The sequence below is a fragment of the Nocardia sp. NPDC003693 genome (genome assembly GCF_053981095.1).
The window spans coordinates 1-25,357 of the sequence record NZ_JBSFNO010000031.1 but is presented as its reverse complement, the minus strand read 5'-3'; the positions used below and the strand labels follow the sequence as shown (position 1 = coordinate 25,357).

Here is a 25,357-nt window from a genome sequence, read left to right as displayed (position 1 = left end):
CGGCCCGGGAACTCCGAGCCGCCCGTCAACCCCCGGAAATCGCTATTCGGCTTCCAGGCGGAAGATCCGCAGATCCTCCGGCACGCCGCTGAGCGGCGCCGCGAAGAAGCTGCGCCGATAGGGCTTGACCCCGAAGCCCAGCTGTTCGAGGGTCTCCGGCGAGAGCGCCTCCAGGGTGACCGCGGACAACATGGTGTTGCCGTTGCCGCCCGCCGCCATGACCCTGGCCGCGATCGTGACGTCCACGCCCAGCCAATCCCCGCCGATCTCGCGCGGTGACCCGGTGTGCAGGCCCATGCGCATCTGCGGGCGGTAGCCGTCGATGGAGACGGCTGCGAGGTTCTCCTTCGCCGCGACCGCCGCCTGCAGCGCGCGATCGGCCGAGGGGAACACGGCCATCAGGCCGTCGCCCATGCGCTTGATGACCTGACCGCCGCGCTCGGCGACCGGCGGCTCGATGGCCCGGGCGACCCGGCGCAGCAGTTCCAGCGTCGCCTCGTCACCCGCGGCGAGCGACCAGCTCGAGAACGCCACCAGGTCGGTGAACATGATCGTGACGTCCTGCGGGCCCCGGCCCTTGCCGACCCGTTCCAGCATGGCCTGCCACACCTGCAGCGCGCCCAGGCCCAATTCCTTGGCCGCGCTCGGCGAATCGCCGAGCGCCTTGTCCGCCGCGCGGGCCACCGCTCGCGCGCCGCCCGGCCCGGAGACCGAGAGCGGATCGCCGAACGCGGGATCGCCGGGTAGATTCTCGCGGGCCTTGCGAATGACGCCGATCAGATCCCCGCGCTGATTCGCGGCGTTGACCAGGGCCGAGAGCTGGCCCGGGAACCGCGCGCCGGAACGCCGGCGGCCCGATTCGGCATCGTCCTCGAGCTCGTCGTCGGCCAGTTCGGCCGGGGTGAGGGGAATGACCACGTCACGATTGATCTTGCGGGGCTCGCGCCCGCGCGCGCCGTTGACACCGCGCGACCGGCTGCGATCGGTCCCCAGTCCCTCCGTGCGGGACGCGTCGGACGCGTCTTCGCCGCCTTCGGAGGGTCGTTCGCTCACGCGGAGAGCGTATCTCAGCCCTTGATCGCCGGATGGATGAATGACCGCCACCTGACACCTCCCGATCGGTTCGAGCGGCCACACCTTTGGACCCGCCGATTGTTTGAGTGCTTTGGTTGCTGTTGCGATGCTACCCATGCCCAATTACCGGGGCCAGAAACTACGCGCCCCCTGCGACAGTATTCACATCCCGTTCATCCGGTGGGCTGCGCGACCCGGTACGGCATCGGCCCGACGCGGGATCCGCGTCGGGCCGATGTGCCGCCGCGCCGGGCAGTGGCCGACGGCTCCCTGGGCAGGGTCTCTACGCGTCGCGCTTGTTCACCACCACCAGCGCGGCGCCGAAAACGATCGCCACGAAAGCGGCGAAGTACACCAGGCTCCCCCACGGGCCCCAGTGCCAGTTGATGACCTGCAGCTCATCTGCGGTACCCACCGTGTAGAACCGGCCGGCATTCTGAAAAGGCAAGAAAGCGCCGACATTTCGGCCGAAGCTGCCGAAGGCGCCCAGCAGGAGTTCGATGACCGTCGGGAGCAGCAGCACGATGGAGATGGCGGCCGCGCTCTGGCGGACCAGCACGCCGACGCCGATCGCGAAGACCACCGCGAGGAAGGCGTAGATCGGGACGCCGTAGAGCCCGCGCGCGGTGTCGGCGTTGAGCACCAGCCCCTGCGCGGCATCACCGCCGATCGCCTTGGCCAGCGCGTATCCGAGCAGGGACACCACGCCGATGACCACCGCGCCGAAGACGCCGAGCAGGCCCGCCTTGGTCAGCAGAACCTTGTCCCGCGCGGGGGTTGCTAGAAATGTGCTGCGAATGGTTCCGAATCGATACTCACTGGTGACCGCCAGCGTGGCCATGATCATCAGCACCAGTACGCCGAAACCGCTCGTACCGCCGACCGCGCCGCTGAGGGTGATCCCCTCCTTGTCGACCGCCGCGAGCAGGGCCGCGAAGCCGAGGCCCAGCGCCACGATGATCGCCGTGCACCACCAGGGCGAACGGGTCGAGGTGAGCTTGATACGTTCCGCTGCGAGCACGCCCATCAGAGCGCACCTCCCATCACCTGGTCGAAGCCTGCACCGTGGTACTCCACCGCACCACCGGTCATACGCATGAACGCCTCCTCGAGCGAAGCCCGCTGCGGGGACAGCTCGAACAGCGTGATGTCGTGCGCGCCTGCGAGTTTGCCGACCACGTCACTGGTCACCCCCGCCACCACCAGCGCCGCGCCCTCGGTGTCCGCGGCGTCCTCGCGCACGGTCATCCCGTTCGAGGTGAGCAGGCTGCGCAGCTGATCCAGCTGCGGACTGCGCACGCGCACGGACTGTTCCGAGGAGCGCTCGATGAATTCCTTCGTGCTCACATCGGCCATGAGCTGACCCCGGCCGATGACGATGAGATGTTCCGCGGTCTGCGCCATCTCCGAGAGCAGGTGGCTCGACACCAGCACGGTGCGGCCCTCGGCGGCCAGGCGCTGCATGAAGCGGCGGATCCACAGGATGCCCTCGGGGTCGAGGCCGTTCACCGGCTCGTCGAACAGCAGCACCTTGGGATCGCCGAGCAGCGCGCCCGCCAGGCCCAGACGCTGGGACATGCCGAGCGAGAAGCCGCCCGCGTTGCGGTTGGCGACCTCGCTGAGGCCGACCAGGCGGAGCACTTCCTCCACGCGCGCCACCGGAATGTCGTTCGACGCGGCCAGCCAGCGCAGATGCGACCGGGCCGACCGGTTCGGATGCACCCACTTGGCATCCAGCAGGGCGCCCACCGATTCGAGCGGCCGCTGCAGCTCGCGGTACGGCTTACCGTTGATGAGCGCGGTACCGGAGGTCGGCGCGTCCAGGCCCAGGATCATGCGCATCGTGGTCGACTTGCCCGCCCCGTTCGGGCCGAGAAAGCCGGTCACCTGCCCCGGGCGAACAGTGAACGACAGATCCGACACAGCGACGGTTTGCCCGTAGTGTTTGGTCAGGCCCCTCAGTTCGATCATGGGGACCAGTCTTCCCCAACTGTCGTGCTCGCACTATCGACCCGAGGTCGCGCTTCGGATACACCTCGAGGATGACCCGGGGCCGCGGGGCCCGGGGTCGAGCCCCCACCCACACCCCGAAACCCGGACCGACGCCTCGCCGCATTCGGGCCCGCCGGCAGCCGCGTGGTGATCACGTTGTGCGATATCCAGCAGACGGGGGCTTACCGGCGTGGTCGAGCAGCCCGCTGTTCACCGTGGGCCGTCGGCCTGGAAACCTCGCTCGCCCAAGGGGACCCGACCTGGGCCGGATCGTGGCAGCGGTCGAGATGGCACCCGTGACAACCCCGCCGGAGTCGCGCACTCGCCAGGACGCCGCGCGAGTGTCGTGCGAGCCGCCCGGACGAGATCAGAGATCGGGCGAGGAGGCCTGGGCCCAGAAGCGTTTGGGGATGCGGCCCGCCGCGCGGGCGAGGCGGCCCGCTTCCACGGCGTGCGCCATGGCCTTCGCCATGAGGGCGGGTTGGCGGGCTCGGGTCACCGCGGTGGCGAGCAGGACCGCGGAGCAGCCCAGTTCCATGGCCAGGGCCGCGTCGCTGGCGGTGCCGATACCCGCGTCCAGGATGACCGGGACGTTCGCGGCGGCCACGATCATCTCGATGTTGTGCGGATTGCCGATGCCGAGGCCGGTGCCGATCGGCGAACCCAGCGGCATGACCGCCGCGCAGCCGATGTCCTCCAGGCGGCGCGCCAGCACCGGATCGTCGTTGGTGTACGGCAGCACGACGAAGCCGTCGTCCACCAGTTGCTCTGCGGCGGCGACCAATTCGATGGCGTCGGGCAGCAGGGTGCGCTCGTCGGCGATGACCTCGAGTTTGACCCATTCGGTGCCCAGGGCCTCGCGCGCGAGCTGGGCGGTGAGCACGGCCTCGGCGGCGGTGCGACAGCCCGCGGTGTTGGGCAGCGGGGCGATCTCGAGCTTCTTCAGCAGGTCGAGCACCCCGGTGCCGCCGGCGGCGTCCACCCGGCGCATGGCGACGGTGGTCAGCTCGGTGCCCGAGGCGATCAGGGCTTCCTCCAGCACCGAAAGGCTCTCCGCGCCACCGGTTCCCATGATCAGCCGGGAACCGAACTCGCGGCCCGCGATGACCAGCGGATCGGCGCCGCTAGCCACCCTGCACCGCCGTCAGCACCTCGAGTTCCCAGCCGCGCTCGACCGGCTCGTCCCAGCGCGACTTGGGGAACAGCGCGCCGTCCACCGCCACCGCCACGCCCTGGCAGGGCAGGTTCAGCGCCTCCAGCACCGCGCGCACCGACGGCGCTTGCGCGAATTCGTGCTCCTCACCGTTGACGGTGATGGCGACCGGGATAGCGGTCATCGGATTCCTCCTGGGTGGATCGGGACGGACGGGGCGGACCGTGGGGGTGGCGCGGAATGCGGCGGCTCCGGCTCGCGCGCAGCGGAATCCGCGACGATGCCTGCGCCGGAACCCCGGGCACCGCTCGGCCCGGAATTCGGGGCAGCGCTCGCCCCGGGGTATGAGACAGCGCTGACTTCGGAAGATGGCACGCCGCCGGAACCGGCCGGGGCGTGACCGCGAGGACTGTCCGCGCCCGCACCGGGCCGGGTGAAGCGCCCCGGATCCGCGGCGCGCGCGGCGGGGAGGACGGATCCGGCGAGCAGCTCGACGACCGCGTCGGCGGTGACCGGGACGCCGAGAATGCCGTTGCGGCCGTGCCCGGTCGCGGCGATCACGCGCTCGTCGAGATAGCCGATGAGCGGCAGGTTGTCCGGCGAGCCGGGCCGCGAACCCGCCGTGGCCTCGGCGAATTCGTACTCGCCGATGCCGGGGAAGACCGCTTCCGCGTCGGTGATGAGGTCGCGCACACCGGCGACCGTGACGGCGGTGTCGAACCCGGCCTCGTATTGCGTTGCGCCCAGCACGATTCCGTCACCGCGCGGCACCAGGTAGATGGGCCTGCCGTGCACCCGGGCACGAATCACGTGACGCGGCTGCGCCGGCGCGCTGGGGCGGCGGCGCAGGCGAAGTATCTCCCCCTTAACCGGTCGTACGGGCAGTCCGGGCCACAGCTCGGCCGAGGCGGCGCCGGCGGCCAGCACGATGCGATCGTGCGGCAACTCACGCAGCACGCGGACTCCCGCAATCCCGCCACCGGCGGCAAGATCCGGGTCGCCGGTGCGGGGCTCGGCCACCACGCGTTCGGTCCGGAACTCCACCCCGGCCCGCGCGCACGCGTCGCGCAGGGCGGCGACCAGGGCCCGGTTGTCCACCGCGGGCTCGTCGGCGGCCAGCAGGCCGGCGCGTACGGTCCGGCCCAGACCCGGTTCCGCCGCGCGGACTCCGGCGCGATCGAGCAGGCGCAGGCGCTCGGTTCCCGCCGCGACACGCGCCACGCCACCGCCGGAGGACGAAACCGCTTCCGGCACAGCCGAATCGGGCGCGGCGGCGGCCTGGAAGCCGCGCAGCTCGTGCGCGTTCACCCAGTCGGCGACGGTGCGCAGATCGGCGACGTCGGCACTGTCCAGGGCCACTGTCAGGGTTTCGCGGGCGGTGAAGAGCTCGATTCCGGTGGCCGCGGTCAGGCGGGCGGCGAAGTCGGGCCAGCGGACCAGGGACGCCGCGCCGAACTCCAGGGCCGCGTCCTCGCCGGGCCAGCCCTCGGACAGGGGTGCGAGCATGCCGCCCGCGACCCAGGACGCTCCGGCGCCGATCGCGGGGTCGAACAGTGTGACCGTCCAGCCCGATTCGGCGGCCCGCCATGCGATCGAGAGACCGATCACACCGCCGCCGACGACGGCCAGAGTCCGCATCCGGTTCCACCTCACCACTGCCCGGGTTACAGCCCCGGGGCCTGCACTGACAGCGATAACGAGCGCGAAGATCGCGTTCTTCGAACGACCGCATCACGCATGAGACGCGGCTGCGTTTCGTTTCGCCCCACCAAGGTATCGCGACTAGCGTCGAGCCCGTGCAACCCTCCCACCCGAACAGGCCCGCATCGCCGCGGGAACGCCTGGCCGCGGCCCGGCTGTACCTGTGCACCGACGCTCGTCGGGAGCACGGTGACCTGGCCGCCTTCGCCGAAGCCGCGCTCGCCGGCGGCGTCGACATCATTCAGCTCCGGGACAAGGGTTCGCCGGGCGAGCAGCAGTTCGGCTCGCTCGAGGCCAAGGCCGAACTCGGCGCGCTGGCCGAACTGAAAGCCGCCGCCCGCAGACATGGCGCGCTGGTCGCGGTGAACGACCGCGCCGACATCGCCCTTGCCGCCGGCGCCGACGTCCTGCATCTGGGCCAGGGCGATCTACCCCCCTGGTACGCCCGCCGCATCCTGGGCCCCGACGTGGTCATCGGCCGCTCGACCCACAATCGCGCACAGGCCGGCCTCGCCGCGATCGACGAGCACATCGACTACTTCTGCACCGGCCCGGTCTTCGCGACCCCCACCAAACCCGGCCGCCAGGCGTCGGGCATCGACCTGGTCCGCTCGACCGCCGACGCCCACACCAGCCGCCCCTGGTTCGCGATCGGCGGCATAGACGACCAGCGCCTCCCCGAGGTCCTCGCCGCCGGCGCGACCCGAATAGTGGTGGTACGCGCGATCACTCACGCTCGCGACCCCGAGGCCGCCGCCCGCGCCCTCAAGCAACGGGTCCTGGACAACAGCGGCTACTGAACGACCCGCCCCGCGGGTTCCAGGCGGATCGGGACGCCGTTCAGGTGTGCCATGCCCGCCAGGCGTTCCACGTCGGTGAGGGCGCTGGACATCAGGTCGTTCACGTTCGCGCCGCCCGCAGCGTTGGCGCGCTGCCAGCCGCCGCTGTGGCCCCAGCCGTGCGGGATCGCCACCGTGCCCTCGGTCATGTCCTCGGTGCAGCGGGCCACGACCTCGATCGAGCCGTGCGGTGAGGTGACCCGGCAGCGGTCGCCGTCGGAGATGCCCGCGACCGCGGCGTCCTTGGGATTCACCCGGGCCGCGTGTTCGCGATGGCCGCGCATGAGCGGCTCGACGTTGTGCATCCAGGAGTTGTGCGACTTGAGCTCGCGCAGGCCGATCACTCGCAGGGGGTACGCGGGGTCCACCGGATCGGGGGTCAGATCGCGTAGTTCGGCGCGAATCTCCGGGGGCGCCAGGTGCACTCGGCGATCTCGATGCTTCACCACGTCGGCCAACACGCCGGTCTCGACGTCCTCCGCAAGGACCACCCCGTGCGGGTGGCGGCGCAGCATCGCCAGGCTCAACCCATTGCGGCGCAGGCCGAATCGATCGCCGTAGGGCCCGACGCGCAGGGCCAGATCCACCAGCAGCCGCGGGGTCGGGCGCACCGCGCCGCCACCGGGCAACCGGCGGCGCAGCGCGCTGAGCAGCCTGCCCGGCGCGTCGGGCCCGATCACGAAGGGCTGCACCCCGATTCGGGTGGCGATGTCGTCGATGATGCGCCATTCCTCGCGAGCCTCACCGGCGGGCTCCAGCACCCGCTCGGTGTACTGCGTGTACGGGGTCGGCGCGAGCGCGGTGAAGGGCAGCGGAATGTCGTCGCGCTCCAGGAAAGTCGTCGCGGGCAGGATGTAGTCCGCGGCTCGATTGGTCTCGGTGACATACAGGTCGATGGACACGAACAGGTCCAGATGACCCAGGGCGTCGGCCAATTCGCGGCCGTTGGGCAGCGACGACACCGGATTGCCCGCCGAGGTGAACAGCGCCCGCAACCGCCCCGGGCCCGGCGTGGTGATCTCCTTGGCCATGATCGCGGCCGGGAAGGTACCGAGCACGTCGGGGAAGTCGCCGATCCGCGACCGCGATTTGCCGTAGCGGATCAGGCCGAGCCGGGCGTTGAGCTCGGAGACCGCCACCAGTTCCCGGCCGAACACCGAACCGCCGGGCGCGTCGAGGTTGCCGGTGACCAGGGCGAGCGCGTCGATGAGGAAGGCCACCAGGGTCGCGTGCCGCCCCAGGCAGGTGCCGGTGCGCCCGTAGATCGCGGCCGAGGCGGCGCCGGCCAGATCGCGGGCGAGCGTGCGCACCCGGTCCGGGTCCAGACCGGTGACCGCGGCGGTCGATTCGGGGGTGAACCGGGCGACCGCCGCCCGCAGCTCCGCCACCTGCGCGGCCTGACGCCGCAGCGCGCGCTCGTCCGCCAGGCCCTCGTCGAAGATCACCTGCAGCAGGGCGGCCAGCAGCCAGGCGTCGCTGTCCGGGCGCACCCCGAGGTGTTCGAACAGCCGGGCGGTCTCGGTCCGGCGCGGGTCGACCACCACCACGCGCCCGCCGCGCGCGGTGATCGCGGTGAGCTTGTCCCGCACGCGCGGCGCGCTCATGGCGCTGCCGTGCGAGACGAGCGGGTTCGCGCCGAGCATGAGCAGGAAGTCGGTGCGGTTGAGATCCGGCACCGGCACCGTGGTGAGCGAGCCGTACAGCAGATGGCTGGCCACGAACCGGTTGTTGATGTCCTGCGAGCCCGCCGAATACACGTGCTTCAAACCGGCCGCCAGCTGAAAACCCACCAGCCACAGGGTGTGCGAGTAGGAGAACGAGGACGGATTGCCGAAATACCAACCGAGACTGTCGCGCCCGTGTTCGCGCGTGATGGCCCGCAGCCGCCGGCCGATGTCGTCCATCGCCTCGTCCCAGCTGACTCGTTCGAAGCCGTTCTCGGTGCGGCGCAAGGGGTATAGCACCCGATCCGGGTCGTTCTGCACCTCGGTGAACGCGATGCCCTTGGGGCAGGCGTTGCCGCGCGAGAGCGGATGTTCCTTGTCCGCGCGCAGGCGCACCAGCTTGCCGTCCTCGACGGTGGCGATCAGTCCGCAGAGCGGCTCACAGATCCGGCAGTAGGTGGGAACTTCGCGCGTGCTCACGCCATCAAGACAACACCTGCGCGAGAGTGAGGAACAACACATTTCCGGCCAGATCGGCGGCGGCCGCCGGGCCGGACGCGGGCTCGGCCGCCCCGATCCGGGCGGTGCGGGCCGTGCCGTCGGCGGCGTGCCCGTTGCCGCCGGGCAGCAACCACAGGAACCCGCCGTCGGCCAGGTCCAGGGTCCGGGGCAGCGCGGCGGCCACGGCCGCGGGATCGTCGACCCCGTCCAGGCTGACCCGGGTCGGGATCGCCCGCAGCGCCGGCCACGCGGCCGCGAAACCGGGGTGCAGCAGGCGCGCCTCGACCTGGTCCTCCGGAATCCACGCCAGTTCGCGGCTCTCGATGTTGCCGCGCAGCTTCAACTGCTGGGCACTGTCGGCGATGACCGTGGTGTACGTCCAGCCGCTGGGCGCGGTCGAGGTCACCCGGGAACCGCGCACCCGAATCGCGCCCGAGGTGATGCCCGCCTCCTCCTCGGCCTCGCGGACCGCGGCGTGCACACTGGTCTCGTGACTGTCCCGCGCTCCGCCGGGCAGCGCCCAGGTGCCGCCCTGATGACTCCACGCCGCGCGATGCTGCAGCAGCACCGCCGATCCACCGTCGGCGAGCGGGGCGCGCAGCAACAGTCCAGCGGCGCCGAAACGACCCCAGTGGCGGGTGCCATCGGGGCTCTTCGACCAACCGTCGCCGTCACCACGCATACGTCAAATCCCATCGTCGGTCCCCGTCGCGCACGGCGCCGGGTCTTCCCGCGTCACGGCACGGGTACATCCACAATAAGCTCAACCGACAGCAAGTAGCCGTTCGTACGAATTCGGTCAGTGGGAGGTGAGCATGGCTCGCACCGAGCAGTTGCGGCTCGACGAGCTGTCGCCGCGCGCCACGCTCGCCGCCGTCCGGGAACGGCTGGCGGCCACCGAGTTGCGCTCCTTCGCGCAGTCCTCGCCCGCCAAACTGCTCGCCGTCGGACTGGTGCTGCTGGGTTTGTGCGTGGCCGCGGGCACGGTCACCGCCGGCGCGGTGACCGATCGGCAACACGCCCTGGACGTCCTGCTCGACGAGTCCGAACCGGACGCCAATTCGGCCCAGCGGCTCTACACCTCGCTGTCGGTGGCCGACGCCTCGGCCGGTACCGCGTTCATCTCCGGCGGGCTCGAACCCAAGCCCGTGCGTGACCGCTACAACCAGGCGCTCGGCGAGGCCGCCGCGGAACTGGTGACGCAGTCCAATCGCAGTGGGGACGACGAGGATTCGTACCTGCGCACCGGCATCGCGACCGGGCTGCCGGTGTACAGCGGGGTGGTGGAGACCGCGCGCGCCAACAATCGCAGTGAACTGCCGGTGGGCGCGGCGTACCTGAGCGAGGCGTCCAACCTCATGCAGTCGACGCTGCTGCCGATGGCCGCCGAGCTGCAGGCGCATCGCGCCGCCGCCATCACCGCGACCCAGCGCAGCCACGTCCGCCCGCCCTGGCCCGCCATCGTGCTGCCACTGCTGGTGGTGGCCACGCTGCTCGCCGCGCAGTGGTTCCTGTTCCGGCGCTGGCGCCGGGTGCTCAATCCGGGTCTGCTGCTGGCCACGACCACCATGGTGGTGCTGCTGTCCTGGACGGTCATCGCGGGCGTGTTCTCCGCGGTGGCCACCACGCAGTCGCGCGACGACGGCAGCGTGCCGACCGCGGCGCTGACCCGCAGCCGCATTCTGGCCCAGCAGGCGCGCACCGCCGAGACACTCAAACTGGTACGGCGCGACGCCGGAACCGAATACGACCGCACCTACGACGCGGCCATCGCCGAGTTGAGCTCGATTCTGTCCGGCTACGCCGGTGATCAGCCCGGCGCGGCGCAGGTGCGGACCGCGAACGACGCGCTGGGCCGCTGGCGGGCGGCCCACCAGCGGATGAACGAGGCGCTGTCCAAGGGCGATTTCGTCGGCGCCGGCGCGGTGGCGACCGGTCCGGGCACGAACGAGGCCGCGGCCCAGGTCGACGCCCTGGACACGGCCCTCGCGGACGGCATCGGCGATGCCCGGAACACGCTGCGGGACAAAACCTCCCGGGCAGCGCGCGCCCTGGATCTGCTCGGTCCCGGCGCGCTGGTGCTGAGCACCGCCGCCGCCGTCTTCGTGGCGGCGGGCCTGTGGCCGCGACTACGGGAGTACCGATGAGCCGAAGACGACTATCCCGGGACGCCGGCCGGCCGGCGCGATGTAGTGCGCGGAACCTGGTGCGGCCCACCGCCGTCGCGTTCGCGGCGCTGGCGATCACGGTGACCGCGGGCTGCGGGTCGGACTCCGCTCCCCCTCCGCAGTCCACCCGCGTGCCCAGCTACGTGGAGCCGCCGCTGCCCTCGGGCGCCATTGCGGCCCAGACGCATTCGGCGCTGCCCCCGGTGAACGAGACCTGCGCCGATCCGACCGCGAGCCTGCGCCCGTCCTTCGCAAAGGACGGCGCGAACGTCAGCGCCATCCGGGCGCGCGGCAGGCTGCTGGTCGGGCTCGATCCGGGCAGCAATCTGTTCAGCTTCCGCGACCCGACCACCGGCGCGCTCGACGGGTTCGACGTCGACATCGCCCGGGAACTGGCCAGGGACCTGCTCGGGGACCCCGAGCTCATCGAGTACCGCATCCTCGGCTCGGCCGATCGCGAACGCGCGCTGCAGGAACGCACCGTCGACGTGGTCGTCAAGACCATGACCATCACCTGCGAACGGCGCGAGCACGTGGCGTTCTCCACCTCGTATCTGCAGGCGCACCAGCGGGTGCTGACCGCCAAGACCTCCGGCATCGCCGGGCTCGGCGATCTGGCCGGCAAACGGGTGTGCGTGGTGCGCGGCACCACGTCCCTGGATCGCATCCGGCGCGAGCAGCCCGCCGCGTCCATCCTGACCGTGCCCAGCTGGGCGGACTGCCTGGTCGTACTCCAGCAGCGCCAGGTGGACGCCATCAGCACCGATGACACGCTGCTGGCCGGCCTCGCCGTCCAGGATCCGATCACCCACGTGGTCGGCCCCGACCTGAGCACCGAGCAGTACGGGATCGGCATGCCCAAGGACGCGGACGATCTGGTCCGGCACGTCAACGCGACCCTGGAGCGCATCCGCGCCGACGGCACCTGGAACCGCGTCTACCAGCACTGGCTGGCGGGCCCGCTCGGCGACGCCGCCGTCCCCCCGCCGCCCCGCTACCGGGATACCCCATGAGCGGGGACGAGACCACCGCACCCGAACCCGGCGGGAACGAGCGGGACGGACGCCGCGAACACGGCGCGCACGAGACCGGCGAACACGGACCGGGCCAGGCCACCAGGGCTACGCCTCGCCCCGAGACATCCGGCCCCGCAACCCAGTTCACCACGCGCGAGGCCGGCGAGCCGTCCGCCCCGAGCACCTCGGATCCGGGTCCGGCAACGCAGGCGACCCTGCGATTCGTGAACACCGCGGCCGGCACCGCCGAGCCCGCCACGAGGTCTGGGGACAACACGAAGGCCGGCAGCACCACGGAATCCAGCGGCACCGCGACGCGGGCCACCCCGCGCGACGACAACTCCGGCCCGGCGGCGACCGCGGCGGCCGAGCGCGTCCCGCCCGGCGGGGACCTGCCGGGATTCCGGTGGCCCAGCGAGGGCGAGGCCGCGAACTCCGGGGGCGGGCAGGGCACCGCGCCGGAGACCGCGAGCCGGTCCGAGGGGGAGGCGCGGACCCCGACCCGGCCGTCCCAGCGCACCGCGCGTTTGGCGCGGCCGCGACCGCTGGTGCGGCGGCTGGGGGCCGGGCTGGTGCCCATCCCCGCGGTGGAGCCGGTGGAGCCCGAGCGCGCGGTGCTGGCCGATCCGGTGGTGGCCCAGGGCCGCCGATTCTGCTGGCGCTGTGGGAAACCCGTGGGCCGGGCCACCGCCGGGCGGGCCGCGACGGCCGCGGGCACCTGCGACACCTGCGGGGCCGCCTTCGATTTCCGGCCGTCGCTGTACCCGGGCGACCGGGTGGCGGGTCAGTACGAGATCCAGGGCTGTATCGCGCACGGCGGGCTGGGCTGGATCTACCTGGCCATCGACCGGAACGTGAGCGACCGCTGGGTGGTGCTCAAGGGCCTGCTGCACTCCGGCGACGCCGAGGCGCAGGCGGTCGCGCTGGCCGAACGGCAGTTCCTGGCCGAGGTGGTGCACCCCAGCATCGTCAAGATCCACAACTTCGTGGAGCACCCCGGCCCCGACGGGTCGCCCGTCGGCTACATCGTCATGGAGTACGTGGGCGGGCACTCGCTGCGCGATCTGCTCGATCAGTACCGGCGCCCGCAGCGCATGCCGATCGCCGAGGCCATCGCGTACGTGCTCGAAATCCTTCCGGCCCTGGACTATCTGCATTCGGTCGGCCTGGCCTACAACGACCTCAAGCCCGACAACATCATGGTCACCAGCGACCGGGTGGAACTCATCGACCTGGGTGCGGTCGCCCAGTTCGAGGCCTACGGAAACCTGTACGGCACCAGAGGTTTCCAGGCCCCGGAGATCGCCAGGACCGGGCCGACGGTGGCCTCGGACATCTACACGGTCGGCCGTACGCTCGCGGTGCTCACCCTGGATCTGCCCATGGAGAAGGGCGCCTACGTCGAAGGCATCCCCGAACCCGAATCCCAGCCGGTGCTGGCCCAGCACGAGTTCTTCCACCGACTGCTGCTGCGCGCCACCGATCCCGACCCGGATCGGCGATTCGGCACCGCGCGCGTGCTGAGCAGCCAGCTCATGGGCGTGCTGCGCGAGATCCTGGCGCTCGAGACCGGCAACGAACATCCGCAGCTGTCCACGCTTTTCAGCCCGCCGCGCACCAGTTTCGGCACCGCGGAGGTCGTCGCGCAGACCGACGGCATCATCGACGGCGTCCACCGCGACATCCTGCTGAGCCCGCACGAGGTCATGGCCGCGCTGCCCGTCCCCATCATCGATCCCGCGGACCCGTCGGCGCCATTGCTGGCGGGCGCGGCTCACCCCGAGCCGCGGCACGCCCTCGACGAACTGCGCCATGCCCGCCAGCGCGCGGCGGCCGAACCCGGCGGCGCCCCGGACACTTTCGACCTGGAGGTGACCCTCGCCGAGGCCCGGGCCCACCTGGATCTGGGCGAACCCGCCGCCGCCCGCCTGCTGGTGGACCGCCTCGGCGCCGATCCCGAGGAGCCGGACGACTGGCGGGTCGATTGGTACCTGGGCCTGACCGAACTGCTGGAACAGGAGTACGAGCGCGCCTTCGAGCACTTCGACGCCGTCCTGCAGGCCCTGCCCGGCGAGATCGCGCCCAAGCTCGCGCTCGCGGCCACCGCCGAACTCATTCTCCAGCACTGGGATTCCCCCGATCCCGAGGAATGGCGGGCGTACGCGGAGAACTACTACGCCACCGTCTGGCGCACGGATCGCGGCGTGGTCAGCGCGGCGTTCGGGCTGGCCCGGCAGCTGGCCGCCGCCGGCGAGGTCGCCGACGCGGTGCGCGCGCTGGACGAGGTGCCGCCAGCGTCCCGGCACTACTTCGAGGCCCGGATGACGGCGGTGCTCGTGCTGCTGCGCAGCGCGCCGGTCGGCGAACTCACCGAGGCGACCCTGCACGTGGCCGCCGCCCGGATCAAGGCGCTGCCGTCCGGGGAGAGCCGCACCGCGCAGCTGCGGGTCATCGTGCTGGGCACGGCGCTGGGCTGGTTGCAGGCGGGCCGGACACCGCGCACCGCGGAGGCCACGCTGCTGGGCGCGCCGTTCGGCGAACGAGAACTGCGGCGCGGCATAGAGTCCGGGCTGCGCGGGCTGGCGCGGTCGGCGCCCGGCCGCACCCACCGCTACGCGCTGGTGGATCTGGCCAACGCCGTGCGCGCGAAATCCTGGTTCTGACGAACAGGTAATGGCGCGGGCACTGTTCTCCTGCCCGCGCCATTACCGGCTCGTTGACCGGATATCCGTACGGCGCGCCGCGGTGGGCCCCGGGGGCAGCCGGGGACCGGCGGGACCGACGAGGGCGGGTCCCTGCCGCGGGGGTGCTACACGGAATCCGGGGGACCGATGAACAGCCGGCCCGGGAACTACTGTGCCAGAGCGATTGCGAGCCGGGGGTGAAGGGGGTTCACCACACTCATCCGACCAGGTCGGCGGCCGCCCGCGCGATGGCGAGTTCCTCGTTGGTCGGCACCACCAGCACGGCCACCTCCGCGCCCGCGGGCGAGATGTACCGGGCCGAGCGGTCTTTGGCCGCGTTGCGCTCGGGATCCACCGCGATGCCGAACCGCTCCAGCCCCGCCAGCGCGGCGGCGCGCACCGCGGCGGCGTTCTCCCCCACGCCGGCGGTGAAGGTGATGGCGTCCACCCGGCCCAGCTCCACCAGGTAGGCGCCGATGTAGCGGCGCAGGCGGTGGATGTAGACGTCGAACGCGAGTCGCGCTGCGGCGTCCCCGGTTTCGATGAGCCTGCCCAGTTCCCGGAAGTCGTTGACCCCGGACAGGCCCTTGAGCCCGGACTGCCGATTCAGCAGCGCGTCCACGTCGTCGACGTCCATGCCGGCCGTGCGGATCAGATGAAAGATGATGCCGGGGTCCAGGTCACCCGAGCGGGTGCCCATGACCAGACCTTCCAGCGGGGTCAGGCCCATGGTGGTGTCCACCGCCCGCCCGCCCCGGATCGCCGAGGCCGAGGCGCCGTTACCCAGGTGCAGCACAATCTGATTCAGTTCACCGGGCTCCCGGCCCAGGAACTCCGCGACCCGGCCGGCGACGTACTCGTGCGAGGTGCCGTGGAAACCGTAGCGGCGCACCCCGTGCGCGGCGGCGACCTTCGCGTCGATGGCGTACGTCTTGGCGGCCGGGGGCAGCCCGTGGAAGAAGGCCGTGTCGAACACCGCCACCTGCGGCACGTCGGGCAGCAGGGCGCGGGCGCTCTCGATGCCGACCACGTTGGCCGGATTGTGCAGCGGGGCAAGGGCGGACAGCTCGGTGATGGCCCGCACCACGTCGTCGGTGACGAGCGTCGGCTCGTAGAAGACCTCGCCGCCGTGCACCACGCGGTGCCCGACCGCGCCCAGTCCCTCATCGGCCAGATCGTGCCCGCTCGCGGCGAACAGGTCGAAGACCAGCCGCAGCCCGGCGGCGTGGTCCGGCACCTCACCGTCGTGCTCGAAAGTCCGGCCGTCACTCTGGTGTTCGATGGTCGGCGACCCCTCGGCCACCGGCTCGCCGATGCGCTGCACCATGCCGGAGGCGATCACCTCGGCCGACTCCGCGTCCAGCAGTTGATATTTGATGGACGAGGACCCGGAATTGATCACCAGAACCTTCACAGCGACTCCCTCTCGACCCGTCTCCCGGACACCTGTTCCCCTGTCTCCCGCACAACCGCCCGCGCCGCGGCTTTCTTCCGCCGGTGTCAGGACGCGGTCTCCTGCTGGGCCTGAATGGCGGTGATGGCCACGGTGTTGACGATGTCGGCGACCAGCGCGCCGCGCGAGAGGTCGTTGACCGGCTTGCGCAGGCCCTGCAGCACCGGGCCGATCGCGACCGCGCCCGCGCTGCGCTGCACGGCCTTGTAGGTGTTGTTGCCGGTGTTGAGGTCCGGGAAGATGAACACCGTGGCCTGCCCGGCCACCGCGGAGTCCGGCAGCTTGGTGCGCGCGACCGTGGGCTCGATGGCGGCGTCGTACTGAATCGGGCCTTCCACCAGCAGTTCCGGAGCCCGCTGCTGCACGAGCTTGGTGCCCTCGCGCACCTTCTCCACGTCCGCGCCCGAGCCGGATTCGCCGGTCGAGTACGACAGCATGGCGATCCGCGGCTCGATGCCGAACTGGGCGGCGGTGCGCGCGGAGGAGATGGCGATGTCGGCCAGCTGATCGGCGGTCGGGTCCGGCACGACGGCGCAGTCGCCGTAGGCCAGCACGCGGTCGGCCAGGCACATCAGGAACACGCTGGACACCGTCGAGACGCCCGGGACGGTCTTGATGATCTCGAAGGACGGGCGGATGGTGTGCGCGGTGGTGTGCGCGGCGCCGGACACCATGCCGTCGGCCACCCCCATGTGCACCATCATCGTGCCGAAATACGAGATGTCGCCGATGGTTTCGCGGGCGCGATCCACCGTCATGCCCTTGTGGGCGCGCAGGCGCGCGTACTCCTCGGCGAACTCGTCGCGCAGCGGGCAGGTGCGCGGATCCAGCACCTCGGCGGCCTCGATGTCCACGCCGAGTTCCGCGGCCCGCCCGCGCACTGCGGCCTCGTCGCCCAGGATGGTGAGGTCGGCGATCTTGCGCTGCAGTACCCGCCCGGCGGCGCGCAGGATGCGATCGTCGTCGCCCTCGGGCAGCACGATGCGCTTGCGGTCGTTGCGGGCCCGCTCGATCAGCTGGTACTCGAACATCTGCGGGGTGACGATGTTGGGGATCGGAATCTCGATCTGCCGCAGCAGTTCCCGCCCGTCGACCCGCTCCTCCATGAGCGCGAGCGCGGTGTCGACCTTGCGGATGCTGGACAGCGAGACCCGTCCTCGGGTGTGCACGGCGGCCTTGGCGGTCTCGAAGGTGCCCAGATCGGTGGCCAGGATCGGCAGTCTCGGTTTGAGGCCGCGCATGAGCCGGGCCACCGACTCCGGCGGCTTCATCCCGCCGTTCATGATGATGCCCGCCAGCGACGGAAAGCCCTCCGCCTCATGGGCGTTCACCATCGCCAGCAGCACGTCCGACCGATCGCCGGGGGTGATGACCGCGACGCCCTCGCTGAGCCGCTCGAGGATGTGCTCGATGGTCATGCCGCCGATGATCACGTCCAGGGCTTCGCGATGCAGCAGTTCCGGATCGCCGCTGTAGATTTCGCCGCCGATGGCCGCGCACAGCTCCTCCATGGTGGGCGCCTGCAGCAGCGGGACCTCGGGCAGGGTCCAGGAGGGCACCGCGCACGCCTTGCGCAGCGCCTCGGTGTCGGCCTCGAGTTGTTCGGGCGCACAGCGATTGGCCACGACCGCCACCAATTTGGCGTGCTCGGAGACGAGTTCGGTGCGGCACAGCTCCACCAGCTGGGACAGCTCGGCGGGCGTGCGGCCCAGACCGCGCACCACCAGCAGCACGGGCGCGCCGAGGTTCACCGCGATGCGGGCGTTGAAGCGCAGTTCGCTGGGACTCGCGACGTCGGTGTAGTCGCTGCCCAGGATGAGCACGGCGTCGCACTGCTTGGTCATGGCGTGATAGCGCATGACGATCTCGCTGATCGCCGCGTCGGGGTCGGCGTGCACCTGCTCGTAGGTGACCCCGATGGACTGCTCGTAGTCGTCATCGGCGGTGGAGTGCTCGAGCAGCAGTTCGAGGATGTAGTCGCGCTCGGTGGCCGAGCGGGTGATGGGCCGGAACACCCCGACCCGGGGCGTCGTGGCGGCCATCGCCTGCAGCACGCCGAGTGCCACGGTCGATTTGCCGGTGTCGCCCTCGGGGGACGCGATGTACACACTGGAGACCGGTGCTGCAGCCATGGTCCAGAGCCTACCGACCGTTAAGTCCCGATTCGGGCGACTATGGCGCGCAGGTGTCGCGTGCCACAGCGCACCGGGCCGGCCGCACCCGGAAACGACGGTGGCGCGCCCGGACCTGGGTCCGGACGCGCCACATCGGAACGCTGTGCGGGTGCGGCTAGAGCGCGCGCAGGCGCGGCGCCAGATCCCGTTGGAACAGATCCAGGAAGCGGCGCTGATCGTGGCCCGGCGCGTGGAACACCAGGTGGTTCAGGCCCGCGTCCAGGTACGGCTTGATCTGCTCGACGGCCTGGTCCGGATCACTGGCGACGATCCAGCGCTTGGCGATCTGCTCGATCGGCAGCGCGTCGGCAGCGGCCTCCATCTCGATCGGATCGGTGATCGAGTGCTTCTGCTCGGCGGTCAGCGACAGCGGCGCCCAGAAGCGCGTATTCTCCAGCGCCAGTGCGGGATCGGTGTCGTACGAGATCTTGATCTCGATCATCCGGTCGATGTCCTCGACCGTGCGCCCGGCCTTGGCCGCGCCCTCGGCCACCGCGGGCATCAGCTTCTCGGTGTACAGGTCCATGCCCTTTCCCGAGGTGCAGATGAAGCCGTCACCCGCGCGGCCCGCGTACCGGGCCACCAGCGGGCCGCCCGCCGCGATGTAGATCGGGATGCCGCCCTTGGGCACGTCGTAGATCGAGGCGCCGACGGTCCGGTAGTACTGCCCGTCGAAGTCCACGCGGTCGCCGGTCCACAGCGCGCGCATGAGGTCCACCGACTCGCGCAGGCGCGCGAAACGCTCCTTGAACTCCGGCCATTCGCCCTGGTAGCCGGTGGCGATCTCGTTGAGCGCCTCGCCGCTGCCGACGCCGAGCATGATGCGCTCGGGGTACAGGCACCCCATGGTCGCGAACGCCTGGGCGATCACCGCGGGGTTGTAGCGGAAGGTGGGGGTCAGCACCGAGGTGCCGAGCTGGATGCGCTTGGTGCGCTCGCCCACCGCCGCCATCCAGGCCAGCGAGAAGGGCGCGTGCCCGCCGTTGTGCCGCCACGGCTGGAAATGATCGCTGACGGTGGCGCTGTCGAGGCCGTGCTCCTCGGCCGCCACCGCGATCTCCACCAGTTCCCGCGGGCCGAATTGCTCCGCGGACGCCTTGTATCCGAGTTTGAGGTCTGTCACCGCGCCACTCCTGTCGCCTTGTTGCGCTCGTTGTGCGGGCCAACCTCCCGCTGCCGGCCGCCCGGGACGCGATGGACGCGTCGTGCCGAACGGCTTACTTCGCACCATAGTTCCGCCCCGGGCCCCGGTGTGCCGGGGGTCGCACCCGAGGTCTGCAACCGGCGCGGTCAGCGCCCGTATTCCGGTCGCCGCACCTGGCGATTCGCCCACCGCGACCGATCCGCGCGGCGGCGCGCGCCACGGCCTGCCGAAATATCGCACAGCGGGCGGCGAACGTGAAGAACGAGACAAAAAGGGCCGCGCACGGGCGCAGCTACGCGGGGGCAAATTAGACTCGGACCCGTGACCTCCACCGAAGAGCCGATCCTCTCGTACCTGACGGACATGGACGGCGTGCTGGTGCACGAGAACCACATGGTGCCCGGTGCGGACGAGTTCCTGGCCGAGTTGCGCGCCAACGACATTCCCTTCCTGGTGCTCACCAACAACTCGATCTACACCGCGCGCGACCTGCAGGCCCGGCTCCGGCACACCGGCCTGGAGATCCCCATCGAGTCCATCTGGACCTCCGCGCTTGCGACCGCGACCTTCCTCAACGACCAGCGCCCCAACGGAACCGCCTATGTCGTAGGCGAATCCGGGCTCACCACCGCGCTGCACGAGATCGGCTACGTGCTCACCGACAGCGACCCGGACTACGTGGTGCTCGGCGAGACGCGGACGTACTCCTTCGAGGCCATCACCACCGCCATCCGCCTCATCTCGGCGGGCGCGCGCTTCATCGCCACCAATCCCGATGCCACCGGACCCTCGCGCGAGGGCATCCTGCCCGCGACCGGGTCGGTCGCCGCCCTGATCACCCGCGCCACCGGCAAGGAGCCGTACTACGTGGGCAAACCCAACCCGCTGATGATGCGCTCGGCGCTGCGCCGCATCGACGCGCACTCGCAGTCCACGCTCATGATCGGCGACCGCATGGACACCGACATCATCTCCGGCCTGGAGGCCGGGCTGCGCACGATCCTGGTGACCACCGGCATCTCCACCCACTCGACGGTGGAGCAGTACCCGTACCGGCCCACCGCCATCCTGCACTCGGTCGCCGACCTGATCGGCAAGACCAAGGCGCCCTTCGACGCCTGAGGGTTCGGCCGCGCCCGTGGTTCCGGCGCCGGTCCGACCCGCCGGATATCGCCGCGACGCCGCAGCCGGTCCGCCCGGATCCGCGAAGCTGTTGCGCGGCAACCAGTCCGGGCATCGCCCCTAGCTCGTCGCGACCGGCCGTTCGGCGTCGAGCGCGTCCAGTGCCGCCGACAGCGTGGTGAGCGCGTCGACGATCTCGGCGAAACGCTCGGCCCCCAGGTGCGCGGCCATCCGCGCGGAGATGTCGGCGTGCTGCGGGTGAATCCGGCGCACCGCCTCGTGACCGGCCGGGGTGATGGCCACGAGTTTGGCCCGCCGGTGCAGCGGATTCGGCCGGTATTCGGCGAAACCCCTGTCCACCAGCAGATCCGCTATCCGCTGCACGCTCTGGCGCGTGATGCCCATCGCGCGCGCGATGCCCGCCACCGGCAGCGGATCCGGCAGCACCGCGCCGAGCACCTGCCACCAGGCGGCGGTGAGCCCCGCCGGGGCGGCCAATTCCTCGGCGATGGCGAGGAATTGGCCGTTGAGCTTGAACGAGGTGATGGCCGCCGTACTGAACAGTTCCTGTTCGGAGCGCGTCATTGCTGTTCCCGTCGGACGGAGGGTTTCCCCTAGGTGGTGGCGGCCGCCGCGCGGCTCTCCTCGTAGTCGGCCAGCGCGAAGAAGCCGGCCGGATCATTGTGGCCGTAGAGCCGGTGCCAGGCCTCGAGCACCTGCGGTTCGAACAGGCCGAGCCGCGCGAAGATGGCGTGCGCGAAGTCGACCGGGGTGATGCCGCTCGCGGTGATGAGGTCGGCGTCGATGACGGCCGGCTCGTAGACGAAGCCCTTGCCGCCCGAATACTCGGTCATGGCAAGGTATTCCGCCGCGTTGCTGGTGTGCTTGCGCTCGTCCAGCAGCCCTTCGACCGCCATGCCCCAGGTCGCGCCGCAGATGGCCGCGACCGGCACGCCCGCCGCCAGGAACTCGCGCGCCTTCGCGCCGAAGGCCGTCAGGTCACCGCGCTCCCAGGTCTCCGAACCGGGCAGGATCAGCATCTCGCTCTCGGCCGGGGTCAGATCCGCGAGCGCGAGGTCGGGCGTGACGCGCAGTCCGCCCATGGAGGTCACCGGGTCGGTGGTCGGACCGACCGTGCGGATCTGCCAGGCGCCGGGTTCGCGGTGCCACAGCGTGCGGTTGATGTGCGCGGTGGCGTGCCCGACCTCCCAATCGGCGAAGGTGTCGTAAACGGCCAGGTGCACTGTCTTCGTGGTCATGACAGTATCCTGTCATGTTTGACAGTATGCTGTCAATACTTGGACCGCGGACGGCCCCGGAGCTCGGGAAACACCGGGAGAGCGGCCCGGAAACGACAAGAGGGCCGGAACCTGACGGTTCCGGCCCTCGGCCCGCTACTCGAGCAGGGTCAGCTCAGCGCGCGATCCAGATCCGCGATCAGATCCTCCACGTCCTCCAGCCCGATCGAGATGCGCACCACCCCGTCGGTGATACCGATGGCCGCGCGACCCTCCGGGCCCATAGCCCGATGCGTCGTCGTCGCCGGATGCGTGATCAAGGTCTTGGCGTCACCGAGGTTGTTCGAGATGTCGATGATCCGCAGCCCGTTGAGCACCTCGAACGCCCGCTTCTTGGCCTCGGCCTCGGGCGCGGTCAACTCGAAGGTCACCACGGTGCCGCCGCCGGACATCTGCGCCCGAGCCAGGTCGTACTGCGGGTGCGAGGTCAGGAACGGGTACTTCACCCACGCCACGGCCGGATGCTGTTCCAGGAACTGCGCGATGCGCAGCGCCGAGTCGTTGGACTGGCGCACCCGCAGCGGCATGGTCTCGAGACCCTTGAGCAGCGTCCAGGCGTTGAACGGGCTCAGCGCCGGACCGGTATGGCGCATAAGGTTTTTCACCGGGCCGTCGATGTACTCGTGCGAGCCCAGGATCGCGCCGCCGAGCACCCGGCCCTGGCCGTCGATGTGCTTGGTGCCCGAGTAGACGAGCACGTCGGCGCCGAGATCGAAGCCGCGCTGCAGCAGCGGGGTCGCGAAGACGTTGTCCAGCACCACCTTCGCGCCGGCGGCGTGCGCCAGATCGACCACCGCGCGCACGTCCACCAGGGACTGCATCGGGTTGGACGGGGTCTCGAAGAACACGGCCTGGGTGGGCACCGACAGCGCCTCGGTCCACTGGTCCAGATCCTCGCCGTCCACGAAGACGGTCTCCACGCCCCAGCGCGGCAGGATCTCGTTGGCCACCACGAAGCACGAGCCGAACAGGCTGCGCGCGGCGACCAGCCGGTCACCGTTGCCCAGCAGCGCGGCCAGCGCGGTGAACACCGCGGACATGCCGCTGGCGGTCGCGAAAGCCGCTTCGGCGCCGTCGATCAGGGCCAGCCTGTCCTCGAACATGGCGACCGTCGGGTTGCCGTAGCGCGAGTACACGAAGTGCTCGATGTCGCCGGTGAAGGACGCCTCGGCGGCCTCGGCGCTCTCGTAGACGAAACCGGAGGACAGGTACAGCGCCTCGGAGGTCTCCTCGAAACCCGAGCGCCGCAGGCCACCTCGCACACTGAGCGTGGCGGGGCCGACGCCCTCGGGCAGCGGCTTGTCGAACGCGCCACCGGTGATCATGACTGCCTCCACGGAAGTCCGTCCGCGCGCCAGCCTTCGACGCCGCGGTGTCCCTGCGCGTCGAGCGCGCCCTCGAAACCCTCGAGCACATTGAACGACGGAGCGAGCCCGAGCGCGGTCGCGGCGGTCGCCGCGCCGATGGAACGCTGCCCGGAGCGACAGATGAAGATCACCGGCGCGTCCGAGTCCGCGGCCCGGTCGGCCAGCACCTCGCGGAGCTGATCGACGAACCGGGCATTGCGCGCGCCGCTGGTGTCGACCCATTCGATCAACGCCGTCGGGCGGCCGATGCCGCTGGTGTCGGGGACGCCGACGAATCGCCATTCGGCTTCGGTGCGCACATCGACCAGCACCGCATCCGGATTGTCGCGCAACAGTTCCCACGCCTGCTTCGGCGTGATGTCACCCGCGTAGCTCACTTCGAACCTCCTGTGAATCCGCACTTGCCGCACCGTTGCCCGATGCGCGGCCAGGTCGTCACCCGGAGCACCCCACCGCGGAGGAGGGTTGCCGACCAGCCAGCCGGGGCTTGGCGCTGATACTCATGACCTGGGTTGAGATTGACCGACATGGGGCCTCACTGTCAAACCGTGCGGGCGGTCAGGAATTGCACACCAGCCACGCCCCATCGGTCTTGGTGAAAGTCCAGGTCGAGGTGGAATCGCGGTCGTCGGCGCGCCAGGTCACCTGCGCGGTGGCGCGGTCGCCCTGGATATTCGGATCGGTCAGCTTGACAAGCGTTGATTTCCCGGCCTTTTCGCCCGTCTCGGTCCGCAGCGGCGAGCGCTGTTCGTCGAAGCCCGGGCACGCGGTCGAGGGGTCCAGCGCGTCGGTGCCGCTGCGGGATTCGATGAAGTTGCGCGCGGACTTCGCCAGCCGGTTCGCGTCTGTGACATTCTTCTCAGCCGGCGACAGCAGGGCCGAGACCACGATGCCGATGATCACCACGACCGTGACGCCGATGGCGATCAGGAACGGCAGCATGGTTCTGGACTCACGCTGATCGATACGTTCGGGCTGGTCCGCGTCCTCGCTCATGACCTTGATCATGCCTGCTCGGGGCGGGTGTCCCGGCGGCGACACCGGACCGCGCCCGGGGAGAGCATGCCCACAGTTGACCGCACCGGCGCGGGGGGTGGTCCATACCACCGATAGAATCGGCACAATTCCCCCGCGAGGCCGGGAATCGCAGTACAGAGCAGCAACGCTGCAGCTTCGGGGCCCGTAGGGTGGTTCACTCGAAGCCAGGGCGTCAACTTAGCCTAAGCTAAGAACGACGGCTGAGACTTGACGGCAAGATAGTTTTCGACCAAAGGGTGCGCGAAGAATGACCGAACAGCTTGCGGGAACCGATGCAGCGACCCGCCCGCTTCGCATTGCGATCGTGGGCGCGGGCCCGGCCGGAATCTACGCCGCCGACGCGCTGATGAAGTCCGATACCCCCGCCGGTTTCGACGGGGTGAGCATCGACCTGTACGAGCGCATGCCCGCGCCGTTCGGTCTGATCCGCTACGGCGTCGCGCCCGATCATCCGCGCATCAAGGGCATCATCACCGCCCTGCACAAGGTCCTGGACAAGCCGCAGGTCCGCCTGCTCGGCAACATCGACTACGGCGTCGACATCACCCTGGAAGACCTGCGCACGTTCTACGACGCGGTCATCTTCTCCACCGGCGCCAACGCCGACCGCGCGCTCGAGATCCCGGGCATCGACCTGGACGGCAGCTTCGGCGCGGCCGACTTCGTCTCCTGGTACGACGGCCACCCGGACGTGCCCCGCGAATGGCCGCTGCACGCGGAGAAGGTCGCGGTCCTGGGCGTCGGCAACGTCGCCCTCGACGTCGCGCGCGTGCTCGCCAAGACCGGCGACGAACTGCTGCCGACCGAGATCCCGCCGAACGTCTACGACGGCCTCAAGGAGAACAAGGCCGTCGAGGTCCACGTCTTCGGCCGTCGCGGTCCCGCGCAGGCCAAGTTCACCCCGCTCGAGCTCCGCGAGCTGGACCACTCCCCGACCATCGAGGTCATCGTCGATCCCGAGGACATCGA

At 70.6% G+C, this 25,357-nt stretch carries 21 protein-coding genes, 1 pseudogene and 1 riboswitch; of the genes and pseudogenes, 6 read left to right on the top strand and 16 right to left on the bottom strand.

From position 1 onward, the window contains the following. Positions 1-42: 42 nt before the first annotated feature. The 6 genes and pseudogenes from ACWDOP_RS28280 to ACWDOP_RS28255 form a co-directional block, all read right to left on the bottom strand. Positions 43-891, bottom strand: coding sequence for an adenylate/guanylate cyclase domain-containing protein (locus ACWDOP_RS28280; RefSeq protein ID WP_456347508.1), 849 nt, complete (start codon positions 889-891; stop codon positions 43-45). Positions 892-1,357: 466 nt separating this feature from the next. Beyond that, on the bottom strand, positions 1,358-2,101 hold the full coding sequence (locus ACWDOP_RS28275; protein ID WP_456347461.1) for an ABC transporter permease: 744 nt from the start codon (positions 2,099-2,101) through the stop codon (positions 1,358-1,360). Further along, positions 2,101-3,045: an ABC transporter ATP-binding protein gene (locus ACWDOP_RS28270; RefSeq protein WP_454204542.1), complete on the bottom strand. Its 945-nt coding sequence runs from the start codon at positions 3,043-3,045 to the stop codon at positions 2,101-2,103. The genes ACWDOP_RS28275 and ACWDOP_RS28270 overlap by 1 nt, the downstream gene beginning before the upstream one ends. Positions 3,046-3,433: 388 nt before the next feature. Then, positions 3,434-4,198 (bottom strand): thiazole synthase, encoded by a 765-nt coding sequence (gene thiG, locus ACWDOP_RS28265; protein WP_456347460.1) that lies wholly within the window; start codon positions 4,196-4,198, stop codon positions 3,434-3,436. Then, positions 4,191-4,403: a sulfur carrier protein ThiS gene (gene thiS, locus ACWDOP_RS28260; RefSeq protein WP_354989562.1), complete on the bottom strand. Its 213-nt coding sequence runs from the start codon at positions 4,401-4,403 to the stop codon at positions 4,191-4,193. The genes thiG and thiS overlap by 8 nt, the downstream gene beginning before the upstream one ends. Positions 4,404-4,651: 248 nt before the next feature. After that, positions 4,652-5,857: pseudogene (locus ACWDOP_RS28255) on the bottom strand (FAD-dependent oxidoreductase); the annotation flags it as partial. Positions 5,858-6,015: 158 nt separating this feature from the next. Here ACWDOP_RS28255 and thiE point away from each other — a divergent pair. Beyond that, the gene (thiE, locus tag ACWDOP_RS28250; RefSeq protein WP_456347459.1) at positions 6,016-6,720 is read left to right on the top strand and encodes a thiamine phosphate synthase; all 705 of its coding nucleotides are present in this window, start codon (positions 6,016-6,018) and stop codon (positions 6,718-6,720) included. Here thiE and ACWDOP_RS28245 read toward each other — a convergent pair. Next, positions 6,714-8,903 (bottom strand): molybdopterin-dependent oxidoreductase, encoded by a 2,190-nt coding sequence (locus tag ACWDOP_RS28245; protein WP_456347458.1) that lies wholly within the window; start codon positions 8,901-8,903, stop codon positions 6,714-6,716. The two genes, thiE and ACWDOP_RS28245, sit on opposite strands and share 7 nt — an antisense overlap. 4 nt (positions 8,904-8,907) lie before the next feature. Further along, complete coding sequence (locus tag ACWDOP_RS28240) at positions 8,908-9,606, bottom strand: NUDIX domain-containing protein (RefSeq protein ID WP_456347457.1); 699 nt, start codon at positions 9,604-9,606, stop codon at positions 8,908-8,910. Positions 9,607-9,739: 133 nt separating this feature from the next. Here ACWDOP_RS28240 and ACWDOP_RS28235 point away from each other — a divergent pair, with 133 nt between their 5' ends. The 3 genes from ACWDOP_RS28235 to ACWDOP_RS28225 are packed head-to-tail and all read left to right on the top strand — an operon-like array spanning position 9,740 to position 14,771. Beyond that, positions 9,740-11,071, top strand: a complete 1,332-nt coding sequence (locus ACWDOP_RS28235; protein ID WP_456347456.1) for a hypothetical protein — start codon at positions 9,740-9,742, stop codon at positions 11,069-11,071. 59 nt (positions 11,072-11,130) lie between these two features. Beyond that, positions 11,131-12,105: a glutamate ABC transporter substrate-binding protein gene (locus ACWDOP_RS28230; RefSeq protein WP_456347455.1), complete on the top strand. Its 975-nt coding sequence runs from the start codon at positions 11,131-11,133 to the stop codon at positions 12,103-12,105. Then, entirely contained in the window at positions 12,102-14,771 is a 2,670-nt protein-coding gene (locus tag ACWDOP_RS28225) for a tetratricopeptide repeat protein (RefSeq protein WP_456347454.1), read from the top strand. Before ACWDOP_RS28230 ends, ACWDOP_RS28225 begins: the two co-directional genes overlap by 4 nt. Before the next feature lie 238 nt (positions 14,772-15,009). On the opposite strand, the gene ACWDOP_RS28220 is transcribed toward ACWDOP_RS28225, so the two are convergent. The 3 genes from ACWDOP_RS28220 to fgd all read right to left on the bottom strand — a co-directional run bounded on the left by ACWDOP_RS28220 (position 15,010) and on the right by fgd (position 19,542). Continuing rightward, positions 15,010-16,206, bottom strand: coding sequence for an acetate kinase (locus ACWDOP_RS28220; protein ID WP_456347453.1), 1,197 nt, complete (start codon positions 16,204-16,206; stop codon positions 15,010-15,012). A gap of 86 nt (positions 16,207-16,292) precedes the next feature. Next, positions 16,293-18,377 carry a phosphate acetyltransferase gene (pta, locus tag ACWDOP_RS28215; RefSeq protein WP_456347452.1) on the bottom strand — a complete coding sequence of 695 codons (2,085 nt, stop codon included), beginning with the start codon at positions 18,375-18,377 and terminating at the stop codon, positions 16,293-16,295. Positions 18,378-18,534: 157 nt separating this feature from the next. Continuing rightward, on the bottom strand, positions 18,535-19,542 hold the full coding sequence (gene fgd / locus ACWDOP_RS28210) for a glucose-6-phosphate dehydrogenase (coenzyme-F420) (RefSeq protein ID WP_456347451.1): 1,008 nt from the start codon (positions 19,540-19,542) through the stop codon (positions 18,535-18,537). Between the two features lie 342 nt (positions 19,543-19,884). Here fgd and ACWDOP_RS28205 point away from each other — a divergent pair, with 342 nt between their 5' ends. Further along, positions 19,885-20,685, top strand: a complete 801-nt coding sequence (locus ACWDOP_RS28205) for an HAD-IIA family hydrolase (RefSeq protein ID WP_454204531.1) — start codon at positions 19,885-19,887, stop codon at positions 20,683-20,685. Positions 20,686-20,805: 120 nt separating this feature from the next. On the opposite strand, the gene ACWDOP_RS28200 is transcribed toward ACWDOP_RS28205, so the two are convergent. The 5 genes from ACWDOP_RS28200 to ACWDOP_RS28180 all read right to left on the bottom strand — a co-directional run bounded on the left by ACWDOP_RS28200 (position 20,806) and on the right by ACWDOP_RS28180 (position 24,346). Then, complete coding sequence (locus ACWDOP_RS28200) at positions 20,806-21,270, bottom strand: MarR family winged helix-turn-helix transcriptional regulator (protein ID WP_456347450.1); 465 nt, start codon at positions 21,268-21,270, stop codon at positions 20,806-20,808. A 29-nt stretch (positions 21,271-21,299) separates the two neighbouring features. Continuing rightward, complete coding sequence (locus ACWDOP_RS28195; protein ID WP_456347449.1) at positions 21,300-21,944, bottom strand: type 1 glutamine amidotransferase family protein; 645 nt, start codon at positions 21,942-21,944, stop codon at positions 21,300-21,302. Positions 21,945-22,093: 149 nt separating this feature from the next. Next, positions 22,094-23,308 (bottom strand): O-succinylhomoserine sulfhydrylase, encoded by a 1,215-nt coding sequence (locus tag ACWDOP_RS28190; protein ID WP_454204528.1) that lies wholly within the window; start codon positions 23,306-23,308, stop codon positions 22,094-22,096. After that, positions 23,305-23,727 (bottom strand): rhodanese-like domain-containing protein, encoded by a 423-nt coding sequence (locus tag ACWDOP_RS28185; RefSeq protein WP_454204527.1) that lies wholly within the window; start codon positions 23,725-23,727, stop codon positions 23,305-23,307. Before ACWDOP_RS28185 ends, ACWDOP_RS28190 begins: the two co-directional genes overlap by 4 nt. Before the next feature lie 15 nt (positions 23,728-23,742). Then, a riboswitch (SAM riboswitch) is annotated at positions 23,743-23,858 on the bottom strand. A 50-nt stretch (positions 23,859-23,908) separates the two neighbouring features. Continuing rightward, positions 23,909-24,346 carry an Rv0361 family membrane protein gene (locus tag ACWDOP_RS28180; protein ID WP_456347448.1) on the bottom strand — a complete coding sequence of 146 codons (438 nt, stop codon included), beginning with the start codon at positions 24,344-24,346 and terminating at the stop codon, positions 23,909-23,911. 289 nt (positions 24,347-24,635) lie between these two features. Here ACWDOP_RS28180 and ACWDOP_RS28175 point away from each other — a divergent pair. After that, positions 24,636-25,357 (top strand): FAD-dependent oxidoreductase (locus ACWDOP_RS28175; RefSeq protein WP_456347447.1); only part of this gene is annotated, 722 nt, incomplete at its 3' end.

Coding starts and splice junctions, on each gene's coding strand:
- ACWDOP_RS28190 (WP_454204528.1), bottom strand. CDS start 23,308: ATGATCACCGGTGGCGCGTTCGACAAGCCGCTGCCCGAGGGCGTCGGC.
- ACWDOP_RS28180 (WP_456347448.1), bottom strand. CDS start 24,346: ATGAGCGAGGACGCGGACCAGCCCGAACGTATCGATCAGCGTGAGTCC.
- ACWDOP_RS28235 (WP_456347456.1), top strand. CDS start 9,740: ATGGCTCGCACCGAGCAGTTGCGGCTCGACGAGCTGTCGCCGCGCGCC.
- thiS (WP_354989562.1), bottom strand. CDS start 4,403: ATGACCGCTATCCCGGTCGCCATCACCGTCAACGGTGAGGAGCACGAA.
- pta (WP_456347452.1), bottom strand. CDS start 18,377: ATGGCTGCAGCACCGGTCTCCAGTGTGTACATCGCGTCCCCCGAGGGC.
- ACWDOP_RS28240 (WP_456347457.1), bottom strand. CDS start 9,606: ATGCGTGGTGACGGCGACGGTTGGTCGAAGAGCCCCGATGGCACCCGC.
- ACWDOP_RS28225 (WP_456347454.1), top strand. CDS start 12,102: ATGAGCGGGGACGAGACCACCGCACCCGAACCCGGCGGGAACGAGCGG.
- ACWDOP_RS28200 (WP_456347450.1), bottom strand. CDS start 21,270: ATGACGCGCTCCGAACAGGAACTGTTCAGTACGGCGGCCATCACCTCG.
- ACWDOP_RS28275 (WP_456347461.1), bottom strand. CDS start 2,101: ATGGGCGTGCTCGCAGCGGAACGTATCAAGCTCACCTCGACCCGTTCG.
- ACWDOP_RS28195 (WP_456347449.1), bottom strand. CDS start 21,944: ATGACCACGAAGACAGTGCACCTGGCCGTTTACGACACCTTCGCCGAT.
- ACWDOP_RS28270 (WP_454204542.1), bottom strand. CDS start 3,045: ATGATCGAACTGAGGGGCCTGACCAAACACTACGGGCAAACCGTCGCT.